Annotated in this window: 13 protein-coding genes; 9 read left to right on the forward strand and 4 right to left on the reverse strand. The window is 68.6% G+C overall.

What is annotated here, in order from left to right; translation table 11 throughout:
• Positions 1-54: 54 nt before the first annotated feature.
• The gene (locus tag I7S92_RS05705; RefSeq protein WP_197642526.1) at positions 55-900 is read right to left on the reverse strand and encodes a universal stress protein; all 846 of its coding nucleotides are present in this window, start codon (positions 898-900) and stop codon (positions 55-57) included.
• Positions 901-1103: 203 nt separating this feature from the next.
• Here I7S92_RS05705 and ccoN point away from each other — a divergent pair, with 203 nt between their 5' ends.
• From ccoN to ccoS, 8 genes are all read left to right on the forward strand, one after another.
• Positions 1104-2702 carry a cytochrome-c oxidase, cbb3-type subunit I gene (ccoN, locus tag I7S92_RS05710; protein WP_197642527.1) on the forward strand — a complete coding sequence of 533 codons (1599 nt, stop codon included), beginning with the start codon at positions 1104-1106 and terminating at the stop codon, positions 2700-2702.
• 12 nt (positions 2703-2714) lie between these two features.
• Complete coding sequence (gene ccoO, locus I7S92_RS05715; protein WP_197642528.1) at positions 2715-3458, forward strand: cytochrome-c oxidase, cbb3-type subunit II; 744 nt, start codon at positions 2715-2717, stop codon at positions 3456-3458.
• Between the two features lie 16 nt (positions 3459-3474).
• A complete protein-coding gene (locus I7S92_RS05720) occupies positions 3475-3666 on the forward strand; it encodes a cbb3-type cytochrome c oxidase subunit 3 (RefSeq protein WP_197642529.1) in 192 nt (63 codons plus the stop codon).
• A gap of 3 nt (positions 3667-3669) precedes the next feature.
• Positions 3670-4542, forward strand: a complete 873-nt coding sequence (gene ccoP / locus I7S92_RS05725; RefSeq protein WP_197642530.1) for a cytochrome-c oxidase, cbb3-type subunit III — start codon at positions 3670-3672, stop codon at positions 4540-4542.
• 200 nt (positions 4543-4742) lie between these two features.
• Positions 4743-6167 (forward strand): cytochrome c oxidase accessory protein CcoG, encoded by a 1425-nt coding sequence (ccoG, locus tag I7S92_RS05730; RefSeq protein WP_197642531.1) that lies wholly within the window; start codon positions 4743-4745, stop codon positions 6165-6167.
• A complete protein-coding gene (locus I7S92_RS05735; RefSeq protein ID WP_197642532.1) occupies positions 6160-6612 on the forward strand; it encodes a FixH family protein in 453 nt (150 codons plus the stop codon). The genes ccoG and I7S92_RS05735 overlap by 8 nt, the downstream gene beginning before the upstream one ends.
• A gap of 3 nt (positions 6613-6615) precedes the next feature.
• Positions 6616-8820 (forward strand): heavy metal translocating P-type ATPase, encoded by a 2205-nt coding sequence (locus I7S92_RS05740; RefSeq protein ID WP_197642533.1) that lies wholly within the window; start codon positions 6616-6618, stop codon positions 8818-8820.
• Positions 8820-8978: a cbb3-type cytochrome oxidase assembly protein CcoS gene (gene ccoS / locus I7S92_RS05745; protein WP_197642534.1), complete on the forward strand. Its 159-nt coding sequence runs from the start codon at positions 8820-8822 to the stop codon at positions 8976-8978. Before I7S92_RS05740 ends, ccoS begins: the two co-directional genes overlap by 1 nt.
• 72 nt (positions 8979-9050) lie before the next feature.
• Here the strand turns inward: ccoS and I7S92_RS05750 are convergent, their stop codons facing one another.
• The 3 genes from I7S92_RS05750 to I7S92_RS05760 form a co-directional block, all read right to left on the reverse strand.
• Positions 9051-9728, reverse strand: coding sequence for a fumarylacetoacetate hydrolase family protein (locus I7S92_RS05750; protein ID WP_197642535.1), 678 nt, complete (start codon positions 9726-9728; stop codon positions 9051-9053).
• A 1-nt stretch (position 9729) separates the two neighbouring features.
• The gene (locus I7S92_RS23130; protein WP_354001306.1) at positions 9730-11727 is read right to left on the reverse strand and encodes a serine hydrolase; all 1998 of its coding nucleotides are present in this window, start codon (positions 11725-11727) and stop codon (positions 9730-9732) included.
• A 182-nt stretch (positions 11728-11909) separates the two neighbouring features.
• Complete coding sequence (locus I7S92_RS05760; RefSeq protein ID WP_197642536.1) at positions 11910-12617, reverse strand: HAD family hydrolase; 708 nt, start codon at positions 12615-12617, stop codon at positions 11910-11912.
• Between the two features lie 125 nt (positions 12618-12742).
• On the opposite strand from I7S92_RS05760, the gene clpS reads away from it, so the two are divergent.
• A complete protein-coding gene (clpS, locus tag I7S92_RS05765) occupies positions 12743-13063 on the forward strand; it encodes an ATP-dependent Clp protease adapter ClpS (protein WP_197642537.1) in 321 nt (106 codons plus the stop codon).
• Positions 13064-13088 lie beyond the last annotated feature (25 nt).

Here is a 13088-nt window from a genome sequence, read left to right on the forward strand (position 1 = left end):
CCTGGCAACGCCGTCCGAGGGGCTCGATGCCCCGAGGACGGCCGCCTGTCCGGGTCAATGCGCCAGGAAGACCGGGATCGCGGCGCCTTCCAGCATGTCGCGGGTCGCGCCGCCCATGATCGCCTCGCGGAAGCGGGAATGGCCGTAGGCGCCCATCACCAGCATCTCGGCGTCGACATCGCGCAGGTGGCGCGCCAGAACGTCCGAGACGCGGGGCAAGGACTTGGCCAGCACCGTGACCTCGGCGCGGACGCCATGGCGCACGAGATACTGGCACAGAAGCCCGCCCGGGTCCGACCGTTCCGGCCCATGGGACGGCGGGTCGATCACCACGATCTGCACATTCTCGGCCCGGCGCAGGAAGGGCATCGAGCGGCGGGCGGCGACCAGGGCCTCGCGGCTTTGATTCCAGGCGACGACGATCCGGCGCGGGTCGCTGGATTTCATCCCCGCCTCGGGCACCACGAGGACCGGGGCCATGCCCTCGAAGAGCGCGGCCTCGGTCAGGGCCTCGTCCTCGACGCCGCGGGTCTTGCCATAGGGCAGGGGCAGGACCACCAGGTCGGCATAGCGCGCGCGGGCGGCGACCACATCGGTCAGCGCGCCGAGCTGGGTCACGACCGACTCGACGCCGTAGCGCAGGTCGGGCGACTGGGAGCCGAGGGCGGCGTTCAGCGCGGCCTCGGCCTCGCGCGCCTCGGCCTCGGCGCGGTCCATCGCGGCGGCGATCATCACCGCGCCCGAGCCGACATAGGAATAGCCGACCTGGGTACGGTCCACGCCGAGCGCCAAGGCGTCGAGGTGGGCATCGGTCCGCACTGCGATCTGGGCTGCGGCCGAAACCGGGGCCAGAAGTCCCTCGGGCGAGGCCGCGATGGTGAGGAGCGATTTGTAGGCCATGGGGGATCTCCTTGCTGATGAAGCAGTGTTGCGCCGCAGCCTCGTGGCCGCATTGACGCAGGTCAAGGGCAACCTTGGGGCGACTTGATTCAGATCATGTCGCATGATGATGCTGCACAGCAGAAGACACGGTGTCGAAATGCCCCGCATGGGGTCCGAATCCGATTCGGGCCCCTGGGGCAGACAGGACGAAGGGACAAAGTATGTGGGACTATCTGAAACTGGCAGGGCTTGGCCTGGTCGCGGTCTGCGCCGCGATCGCGGCCAACTATGCCCATGACCTGGCCTATCAGGTCAATGCGATCACGGTGATGCTGGCCGCAGGCATCGCCTTCCTCTGGGTCTTGCGGACGGCGGGCGACGTGAAGCCCGACCGGCGCCACGAATATTTCGACAGCGTGGTCCGGGCCGGCGCCATCGCCACGGCCTTCTGGGGCGCGGTGGGCTTTCTGGTCGGCGTGATCATCGCGCTGCAGCTGGCCTTTCCGCAGCTGAACTTCGAATTCCTGCAGGGCTATGGCAACTTCGGCCGTCTGCGGCCCTTGCACACCAGCGCGGTGATCTTCGCCTTCGGCGGCAACGCGCTGATCATGTCCTCGTTCTACATCGTGCAGCGCACCTGCGCGACGCGGCTGTTCGGCGGGTCGCTGGGCTGGTTCGTGTTCTGGGGCTGGCAGCTGGTGATCGTGCTCGCGGCCTCGGGCTATGTGCTGGGGGCGACGCAGAGCAAGGAATATGCGGAACCCGTCTGGTACGTCGACATCCTGATCACCGCGGTCTGGGTCGGCCTTCTGGTCGCCTTCATGGGCACGCTTTTCAAGCGGAAAGAGCCCCATATCTACGTGGCGAACTGGTTCCTGCTGTCGATGATCCTGACCGTCGCGATGCTGCACCTGGTGAACAACGCCGCGATCCCGGTGTCGATCTTCGGCTCGGCGCAGGTGCAGGCCTATGCCGGCGTGCAGGATGCGATGGTGCAGTGGTGGTATGGCCACAACGCGGTGGGCTTCTTCCTGACCGCGGGCTTCCTGGGGATGATGTACTACTTCGTCCCGAAGCAGGCCGAGCGTCCGGTCTACAGCTACAAGCTGTCGATCATCCACTTCTGGGCGCTGATCTTCCTTTATATCTGGGCCGGTCCGCACCACCTGCACTACACCGCGCTGCCCGACTGGGCCTCGACGCTGGGCATGGTGTTCTCGGTGATCCTGTGGATGCCGTCCTGGGGTGGCATGATCAACGGCCTGATGACGCTTTCGGGCGCCTGGGACAAGCTCCGCACCGATCCGATCATCCGGATGATGGTCGTCTCCATCGGCTTCTACGGCATGTCGACCTTCGAAGGGCCGATGATGTCGATCAAGGCGGTGAACTCGCTGAGCCACTACACCGACTGGACCATCGGCCACGTCCATTCCGGCGCCTTGGGCTGGAACGGGATGATCACCTTCGGCGTCCTCTACTACCTGGTGCCGCGGCTGTGGAACCGTGAGCGGCTGTACAGCCTCAAGCTGGTGAGTTGGCACTTCTGGCTCGCGACGATCGGGATCGTGCTCTACGCCTCGTCGATGTGGGTGACGGGGATCATGGAGGGCCTGATGTGGCGCGAAGTGGATGCGAACGGCTTCCTGGTGAACGCCTTCGCCGACACGGTGGCCGCGAAGTTCCCGATGTATGTGGTGCGGGCGACGGGGGGGCTGCTGTTCCTGACGGGCGCGCTGATCATGTGCTGGAACCTGTGGATGACGGTGCGCGCGCACCCTGCAAGGGCGACGCAGCACTCGGCGGTTCCGGCGGAATAAGGGGACAGGACAATGGCTTTCCTTGACAAGCACAAGGCAATCGAAACCCACGCCACGCTTCTGATGGTGCTCAGCCTTCTGGTCGTGACCATCGGGGGGATCGTGCAGATCGTGCCGCTGTTCTACCTCGAGAACACGATCGAGAAGGTGGAGGGCGTGCGGCCCTACACGCCGCTGGAACTGGCCGGGCGGGACATCTATGTCCGCGAGGGCTGCTATGGCTGCCACAGCCAGATGATCCGCCCGATGCGCGACGAGGTGGAACGCTACGGCCACTACAGCCTGGCGGCCGAGTCGATGTACGACCGGCCGTTCCAGTGGGGGTCCAAGCGCACCGGGCCGGACCTGGCGCGGGTCGGCGGGCGCTATTCCGACGAATGGCACCAGGACCACTTCCACGACGCCAAGTCGGTGGTGCCGGAATCGGTGATGCCGCCCTATGGCTTCCTGGCGAACCGGGAGATCGACGGGAAATACATCCAGGACGTCGTCGAGACGCACCGGATGACCGGCGTGCCCTATACCGACGAGATGGTCGCCAATGCCCGGGCCGACTTTGCCGCCCAGGCCGATCCGAACGGCGATCCCTCGGGGCTGGAGGAGCGTTACGGCGCCGGGGCCTTCGGCCATGCGGTGAACGTGCGCAACTTCGACGGCCAGCCGGAGCTGACCGAGATGGACGCGCTGATCGCCTATATCCAGGTGCTGGGGACGATGGTCGATTTCTCGACCTTCACGCCCGTGGCCAATCGCTGAGGGGGAGGGAACCGAAATGGAAACCTATTCCTTCCTGCGCCACATGGCCGACAGCTGGTTCCTCCTGGCGATGACGCTCGGGTTCCTTGCGCTCTGCGTCTGGGCCTTCCGGCCCGGCAGCCGTGCGATGCACCAGGAGGTGGCCGGCTCGATCTTCCGCAACGACGACAGTCCTGCGGACCGCAACCCTGCCCAGAAGGAGGCCTGAGCGATGTGCGCCAAGCCAATCAAGCATGAACCCCGGCAGGTGGAAACGACCGGCCACCAGTGGGACGGCATCGAGGAATACAACAACCCCCTGCCGCGCTGGTGGGTCTGGGTGTTCTACGCCACGATCGTCTGGGGGATCGGCTATACCATCGCCTATCCCGCCTGGCCGCTGATCAAGGAGGCCACTCCGGGCCTTCTGGGGGCCAGCACCCGGGCCGATGTCGCGGCCGAGATCGCGGCGGTGGACTCGGCCAACGCGGCGATCAAGGAGAAGCTGGTCGCCGCCGACCTGAACGCCATCGCGGCGGATCCGGCCCTGGCCGAATTCGCCACGCGGGCGGGGGCGGCGGTGTTCCGCACCAACTGCGCGCAATGCCACGGCTCGGGCGCGGCGGGGTTCGTGGGCTATCCCAACCTCCTGGACAACGACTGGCTCTGGGGCGGGACGATGGAGGACATCCACCTGACCGTCACCCATGGCATCCGCAACACGACCGACGCCGATGCGCGCTATTCCGAGATGCCGAAGTTCGGCACGGATGGCATCCTGGACGAGACCCAGATCGCCCAGGTGGTCGAGCATGTCCTTGCCCTTTCGGGGCAGGAGCATGACGCGGCGCTGGCGGCAGAGGGGGCGATCGTCTTTGCCGACAACTGCGTGGCCTGCCACATGGAGGACGGCTCGGGCGACCGGGCGCAGGGCGCGCCGAGGCTGTCGGATGCGATCTGGCTCTATGGCGGTTCGCGCGACGCGATCACCGAGACGGTGACCAATGCCCGTTTCGGCGTCATGCCGAACTGGAACGGACGGCTGAGCGAGGACGAGATCCGCGCCGTGGCCTATTTCGTCCACGGTCAGGGCGGCGGCGAGTAAGCCGTCGCGGAGACGACCGGACAGGGGGCCTTCGGGTCCCCTGTTCCTTTCGGCGGCGCCGCGCTTCACGCCGAGTTGTGCCGCCTTGCCGCATGGCGGAACTCGCCGCCAGTTTATAATTGATACAGGTCAATGTTCCCCGGCCGTGAATGGCCGAAGCAGGGCCTGCCAGACCCTGCGCCCGGTTCAGGAGCTTTCCCTTGTCCAACCCAGATCCCGCCCCCTCTCTCTACGCCGCCCGCGAGCCGGTCTTTCCGCGCCGGGTGAAGGGCACCTTCCGCACGCTCAAGTGGTGGATCATGGCGGTGACGCTGGGCATCTACTACATCCTGCCGTGGATCCGCTGGGACCGGGGGCCTGCCCTGCCGGACCAGGCGGTGCTGGTCGACCTGGCGAACCGGCGCTTCTTCTTCTTCATGATCGAGATCTGGCCGCACGAGTTCTATTTCGTCGCGGGCCTCCTGATCATGGCGGGGCTCGGGCTGTTCCTCTTCACCAGTGCGGCGGGGCGGGTCTGGTGCGGCTATGCCTGTCCGCAGACGGTGTGGACAGATCTGTTCATCCTGGTCGAACGCTGGATCGAGGGCGACCGCAACGCGCGGCTGCGCCTGCACCGGCAGGTCTGGAACGGCGAGAAGATCCGCAAGCGCGCGGTCAAGTGGACGGTCTGGCTCCTGATCGGCCTGGCCACCGGCGGAGCCTGGATCTTCTACTTCACCGATGCGCCGACGCTGCTCGGCGATCTGGTGAGCGGCCAGGCGCATCCGATCGCCTATACGACCATGCTGGTCCTGACGCTGACCACCTTCTTCTTCGGCGGTTTCGCGCGCGAGCAGATCTGCATCTATGCCTGCCCCTGGCCGCGCATCCAGGCCGCGATGGTGGACGAGGACACGCTGACCATCGGCTATCGCGACTGGCGCGGAGAACCCCGCGGCAAGGCGAATGTCGCGGGTAACGGCGACTGCATCGACTGCATGGCCTGCGTGAACGTCTGCCCGATGGGGATCGACATCCGCAATGGCCAGCAGATGGCCTGCATCACCTGCGGCCTCTGCATCGACGCCTGCAACGACGTGATGGACAAGATCGGCAAGCCGCGCGACCTGATCGGCTATCTGGCGCTGACCGACGAGCTGCGCGAGCGCGAGGGCCAGCCGCCGAAATCGGTCTGGGCGCATGTGTTCCGGCCGCGGACCGTGCTTTACACGGTGCTCTGGGCCGGGATCGGCATCGGGTTGGTGGTGGCGCTGTTCCTGCGCTCGCCCATCGACGTGAACGTGACGCCGGTCCGCAACCCGACCTTCGTGACCCTGTCCGACGGGTCGATCCGCAACGCCTACGAGATCCGGCTGCGCAACATGCAGGGCGAGGCGGCCGAGTTCGCGCTGACGGTGGACTCCGAGGCGCCGCTGGCGCTGTCGCTGGAAGGGCAGGAGGGGCTGGTGGTGACGGTCCCGGCGAACGAGACGCTGTCGCAGCGCCTGTACCTCACGGCACCGCCCGACAGCCCGGCGGCGCGCGCGCACCACAGCGATGTGCGGCTGTGGATCGCGGAAGAGGGCACGACGAACCGCGTCCACCATGATACGATCTTCAACGGCAAGGAGGGCGGCGATGGCTGAGCTGACCGGAAAGCATGTGTTCGCGATCACCGCCGGGGCCTTTACGGTCATCATCGGGGTGAACGTCCTTCTGGCGGTGAAGGCGGTCTCCACCTTTCCGGGGCTGGAGGTCGGGAACTCCTATGTCGCGAGCCAGGACTTCGAGGCTCGCAAGGCGGCGCAGGAGGCGCTGGGCTGGACGATGAAGCCCGCCTATGACGGCGGGCGGATGACGCTGGCCTTCACCGATGGCAAGGGCCTGCCGGTACGGGTGGGCGAGCTGCAGGTGCTGATCGGGCGCACGACCGAGGCGAATGAGGATCTCTGGCCGGACTTCGCGCCCTTGGGCGACCTCTACGCCGCCGATGTGGCGCTGGGGCATGGCAAGTGGATGGTGAAGGTCACCGCCCGCTCGGCCGACGGGACGCTGTTCGAGCAGCGATCCGAACTGTTCGTGAAGGGCTAGGCGATGGCGGTGGTCGAGGATTTCGGGCAGGAGTACGGGCGTGCCCCGGTCTCGGCCTGTCCGGCCTGCGTGGTGGTGCCCGCGGCCGAGCGGATCGCCGCGCTGCGCGCCGACCGGGCGGGGCGGATCGTGCTGTCGCTCCCGAATGCGGCGGGGGCACAGTCGATCTCGACCGTCGAGGCGGCGCTGCAGGCGGTGCCGGGGGTCCTGTCGGCCCGGGTGAACCTGACGCTGAAGCGGGCCAGCATCGAGGCCATGCCGCAGGTCACGGCGGCCCAGCTGATCGAGGTGCTAGAAGGGCAGGGGCAGGAGGCGCATGAACTGGACCCCGGCCTCCTGTCGGTGACCGAGACCGACCGCCAGGGCCGCGAGCTTCTGATGCGGCTGGGCGTCGCCTTCTTCAGCATGATGAACGTGATGCTTTTGTCGGTCGCGGTCTGGTCCGGGGCCGAGGACGCGACGCGCGACCTCTTCCACTGGATCTCGGGCGCCATCGCGCTGCCGACGGTGATCTTCGCCGGGCAACCGTTCTTCAGGTCGGCCTGGGCCAGCCTGCGCCGGGGGCGGCTGGGGATGGATGTGCCGATCAGCCTTGCGCTGATCCTGGCCTCCTGCATCTCGGTCTACGAGACCTGGATGTCGGGTCACCATGCCTATTTCGACGCCGCCGTGATGCTGGCCTTCTTCCTGCTTCTCGGCCGCTATCTGGACCACCGGACGCGGGCCGTCGCGCGCTCGGCCGCCGAGGAACTGGCGGCGCTGGAAGTGCCGCGCGCCATCGTGCTCCTGGACGGGGCCGAGGTCGAGACGCCGATCGCGGCGGTGCAGCCGGGCGATCTGGTCCTGGTCCGCCCCGGCGCGCGGATGCCGGTCGACGGGATCGTGGTCAAGGGCGCCTCCGAGCTGGACCGCAGCCTGCTGACCGGGGAAAGCCTGCCGGTGCAGGCGGGCGAGGGCACGGTGGTCAGCGCGGGCGAGGTCAACCTGACCGGGCCGCTGACGGTGCGGGTGACGGCGGCGGGCAAGGAATCGAGCCTGCACCGGATGGCCGACCTGGTCGCGGTCGCCGAAGGGGCGAAGACGCGCTACACCAGCCTGGCCGACCGGGCGGCCGGGCTTTACTCGCCCCTGGTGCATATCCTTTCGTTCAGCGCCTTCGGCTACTGGCTGTGGGCGACGGGCGGCGATCTGCGCCATGCGATCAACATCTCGGCGGCGGTGCTGATCATCACCTGCCCCTGCGCGCTGGGGCTGGCGGTGCCGGCGGTGATCACCTCGGCCTCGGGCAAGCTCTTCCGCAAGGGCCTCCTCATCAAGCATGGCACGGCGCTGGAGCGGCTGGCCGAGGTCGACACCGTGGTCTTCGACAAGACCGGAACCCTGACCCTTGGCGTGCCCGAGCCGGTGGCGCTGGCCGGGCAGCCGCGTGAGGTGGTGGCGGTCGCGGCGGCGCTGGCTTCGGGCTCGTCGCATCCGCTGGCCCGGGCGCTGGCCGAAGGCGCGCGGGCGCTGGGCATCGCCCCCGAGGCGGTGCAGGACCTGCGCGAGGTGCCGGGCCAGGGGATCGAGGGGCTGTGGCAGGGCAGGCGGGTGGGGCTGGGCCGGGCCGACTGGTGCGGGGCCGAGGCCCTGCCCGAGACGGCGACCTATCTGGCGCTGGGCGATGCGACGCATGGCTTCGCCTTCACCGACCGGCCCCGTCCGGGCGCGGCCGAGGCGGTGGCGGCGCTGCAGAAGGCGGGCCTGAAGGTCGAGCTTCTGTCGGGCGACGCCGAAGCGCCGGTCCGGGCGCTGGCCGCGCGGCTGGGCATCGCCGACTGGCGCGCGGGCGTGCTGCCGGCGGAGAAGGCCGCGCGGGTGGCCGAGCTCTCGCGGACGGGCAAGGTGCTGATGGTCGGCGACGGGCTGAACGACACCGCGGCGCTGGCGGCGGCGCATGTCTCGATCTCGCCCGCTTCGGCGCTGGACGCGGCGCGGGTGGCGTCCGACATCGTGCTTCTGGGCCAGGACATGGCGCCGATCGCCGATGCGGTCCGGATTGGGCGGCAGGCGGCGCGGCGGATGGTGGGGAACTTCCTGATCTCGGGCGGCTACAACGTGGTCGCGGTGCCGCTGGCGCTGGTCGGGCTGGCCACGCCGCTGGCCGCTGCGCTGGCGATGTCGCTGTCGTCGATCACCGTCTCCCTGAACGCGATGCGGCTGCGCTGATGGAGATCCTGTCGATCCTCATCCCCGTGTCGCTGTTCCTGGGAGGAATCGGGCTGGTGGCCTTCTTCTGGGCGATGAAGACGCGGCAGTTCGACGACCCGGAGGGCGATGCCAACCGGATCCTGACCCGGGACTGGGACGACCGGCCAAAGCCCTGAGGCACCTCCTCGTTCGACTTCGTCTCCTCGTCGGCAGGGCGCTGCGAGGAGTGACGAAGTCATCGACGAGCGTCAGCCGATGGTCACCGTCGCCGATTGCAGCCCGTCGATCTCGACCTTGCAGATGTCGCCGCGGGTCAGCGGGCCGACGCCGGCGGGGGTGCCGGTGAAGATCAGGTCGCCCGGCGACAGGCTGACGAGGCGCGACAGCGCGGCGATGATCGCGGCCGGGCTCCAGATCATGTCCGACAGCCGCGCCTCCTGCCGCAGCGCGCCGTTCACCGTGCAGCGCAGGCTGCCGTCCGGCAGGGCGCCGGGGCGGATCGGCCCGATCACGGCGGATTTGTCGAAGGCCTTGGCCATGTCCCAGGGGCGGCGGTTGGCCTTGGCCTCGGCCTGCAGGTCGCGGCGGGTGAGGTCGTTGCCGGTCGCATGGCCCCAGATCAGCGCGGGCGCGTCCTCTTCGGCCACCATCGCGCCGCCCTTGCCGATGGCAAGGACCAGTTCGGCCTCGTGGTGCAGGTTGGTGGTCGCGGGCGGGTAGGGGATGCGGCTGCCGGATTCGACCACGGCATCGGCGGGCTTGGTGAAGAAGAACGGCGGCTCCTTCTCGGGCTCGCCGCCCATCTCGCGGGCATGTTCGGCGTAGTTGCGGCCGACGCAGAAGATGCGGCGGACCGGGAAGCGTTCGGCGCGGCCGGTGACCGGCAGGGTGACGGTGGGCAGGGCGGGGAAGACGAGCGCGACCATCTCAGCCCCCCACGGTTTCGCAGGGCACGGCGCGGGCGCGCAGCCGGCGGCACGCGAGTTCCGCCTGTTCTTCGGTCAGCCCCATGAAGCTGGCGCGCCAGGCGCCGCCGGCCTGCGAGGTCTTGCGCAGCCCCTCGTTCAGCGTGGCGCTTTCGGCCAGCGCGGTCTTGAGCAGCGCGCGCTCGGCCTCGTAGCGCGAGGGGTATTCGCCGACGTTCACCCCGAAATGCCGGCCGCCGGAGGTGGACATGGAGACGACGACCTCCTCCTGCTCCGGCTCGGGGGCCTCGGCGACCTCGACCGGGTCGAAGATCGGGGCCTTGCGGGCGGGTGCGGCCGGGACGGGGGGGGCCATGTTGGCGGCGGCGGCGAGGGTCTCGACGGCGGTCAGTTCCGCCTGCGGGTCGGCGAGGGCGAGCTCGACCGGCCCGGCCCCGGCGGCGAGGCCGGGGTCGGTGACGACTTCCTGCGGCGCGGCGGCAAGGTCGACGGGGGTCTCGGCCGCAGGGGCGAGGGTTGCGGGACGGGCCAGGGGTTGCACGGCGGCGAGGGCCGGGTCGGCGACGGCAGGCAGGATTTCCTCGGCGAGGGCGGCGGCCTGGGCCTCGAGCGTGCCGGGCTCGGGCGCGGGTTCGGCGGCGGCGAGGGTGGTGGCCTCGGGGACGATCTCTGCCGGGGTTTCGGCGGGCAGCGCGCCTTCGGCCAGGGCGGCGGCCTGGGCGTCCAGCGTGCCGGGCTCGGGCGCGGGCTCGGCGGGAAGGGCTGCCAGCGCGGTGGCCTGGGCCTCCAGCGTGCCGGGTTCGGGCAGGAGTTCGGCCGGGACCTCGACCTCGGGCAGGGCCTCGGCGATGGCGGTTTCGGGGGCGGTCTCGGGCGCCGGGCCGGCCATCGTCTCGGCCTGGAAGTCCAGGGTGCCGGGCGGGGCGGGTTCGGCGGTGGCCTCGGCCAGCGCGCCGTCGATGCTGGCGGCCATGGCGATCGCCACCGCGTCGGGGACGGCCGGGGCGGGAGCACCCGGCCGGGCCTTGGGCCGCAGGCTGGACGCCACGCCACCCGAGACGCGGACGGTCTTGCCCGCGCCGCCCTCGGCGCCGATCTCGTCGATCTCGGGTTCGGCAGAAGCGATCAGCGCATCCGACGGCAGCGGCGCGGGCGTCTCGGGCGGCTGTTCCTTCACACGGTTCTTGGCGGTGCCGAAGCCGAGGTCCATCAGCTCGGCCATCTTGGCGTTGCGATTCGCGGTCGAGGTGCCGCCGAAGACGGTGGCGATGATCCGCTTGTTGCCGCGCACGGCCGAGGCGGTCAGGTTGAAGCCCGCGGCCGAGGTATAGCCGGTCTTGATGCCGTCGGCGCCCTCGTAGCCGTCCAGGAAGCGCGAGTTGGTGTTGCGCACGGTGGCCACGCCCGCATCGGCGGTGCGGCGCGAGAAGATGTTGTAATACTGGGGGAAATCATAGAACAGGTGCCGCCCCAGGATGTTCATGTCATAGGCGGTGGACAGGTGCCCCTCGGCCGTGAGGCCGTTGGCGTTGCGGAAGGTGGTGTCGTTCATTCCCAGGCTGCGGGCGGTCTTGGTCATCCGCTTGGCGAAGGCCGTGTAGTCGCCGCCGATCTGGTCGCCGAGCGCGGCCGCCGCGTCATTGGCCGATTTCACCGCCGCGGCGCGGATCAGGTAGCGCACGGCGATCTTCTGGCCCGGCTTCAGCCCCAGCCGCGACGGCGGCTGCGAGGCGGCGTATTTCGACACCGTGACCTTGGTGTCCAGCGACAGGCGGCCGGCCTCGATCTCCTGGAAGGTGATGTAGAGCGTCATCATCTTGGTCAGCGAGGCCGGGTGCAGCCGGGTGCGGGCGTTCTTTTCATAGAGGATCTCGCCGGACCGCGCGTCCATCACGATGGCCGCGAAGGGAGCCGCCTGCAGCGGGCTGGTCACCAGCACCGTGCCGACCACGAGATATACGAAGACTGCGCGGAGAATGCGCCCGACAAGCGATGCCACGTCGCCCATTCCTTTGCCTGTGCGGCCCGGGTTTCCCGGTGCCAGTTCTGCCTCGGAGGGAAGGCTAGCACAGGGAATGGATTCCGAAAACCCAAAAATACCAAGGACTTTGCGGGACAAGCTCACCCAGTTGCGCGGATGCAGCACCCGGCCACATCTTGCGGCCGGGGCACCTGTCGCCGCTATCCGTTGCGGCCGGGCTTAAGGCTTTCCACCAGGGCCGGCAAGATGGCCAGGGTCTCGATCACGTGAAAGCGCCGATGGCCCTCGGGCGGATCGGCGGCTTCCAGCGCCCAGGTCGCGCCATGCGGGACATGCACGCCCCAGGCTCCGGCGGCCAGGGCGGGAATGACGTCGGATTTCAGAGAATTGCCCACCATCATCGCCTGATCCGCGCCGGTGCCGTGGCGGGCAAAGATGGTGCGGTAGGATTCGGCGGTCTTGTCGCTGACGATCTCGACCCCGTCGAAAAGCTCGCCCAGGCCGGATTGCGCGAGTTTCCGTTCCTGGTCCAGAAGATCGCCCTTGGTGATCAGCAGGACGCGGTACTCGGTGGCCAGCGCGGCCACCGTGGCACGGACATGGGGCAGAAGCTCGATCGGGTGTTCCAGCATCTCGCGGCCCGCCGCCACGATCTCGCCGATCAGCCGGGCGGGGACGCGGGCCTCGGTGACCTCGATCGCGGTCTCGATCATCGACAGGGTGAAGCCCTTCACGCCAAAGCCATAGTGGCCGAGGTTGCGCCGCTCGGCCGCCTCCAGCCGCTGGGCGAGAAGCAGGGGGTCGGCGTAGCGCGACAGGAGCATGGCGAAACGCTCTTGCGTCAGGCGGAAGAAGGCCTCGTTCTGCCAGAGCGTGTCGTCGGCGTCGAAGCCGATCGTGGTCAACATGAAGCACCCTTGGGCGGCCCCTGCGCCGCCCCCTTTTCGCTGCGGCAAAAGAGGCTATATTTCCGCAATGAGATGCAACCCCCGAATCCAGGAAGCCGAGGCCCGTGTCCATTCGTCCGTTGAGCATGTCTGACAAGACGGATGGGCCGGGGAACGACACCTCGATCCTGACCAAGACCAAGACGAAGACCCAGCGCCCGCCGCTGTACAAGGTGCTGCTCCTGAACGACGACTACACGCCGATGGAATTCGTCGTCCATGTGCTGGAGCGGTTCTTCGGCCTGAACCATGCCCAGGCCTTCGAGATCATGTTGACGGTGCACAAGAAGGGGCTGGCGGTGGTGGGCGTGTTCAGCTTCGAGGTGGCCGAGACCAAGGTGGCGCAGGTGATGGATTTCTCGCGCCGGCACCAGCATCCGCTGCAATGCACGATGGAAAAGGAATGATTCTTCGGCCCTCCCTCCAAGGGTC

Origin of the sequence: Tabrizicola soli (assembly GCF_015999335.1) — a bacterium.
GTDB lineage: Bacteria > Pseudomonadota > Alphaproteobacteria > Rhodobacterales > Rhodobacteraceae > Tabrizicola > Tabrizicola soli.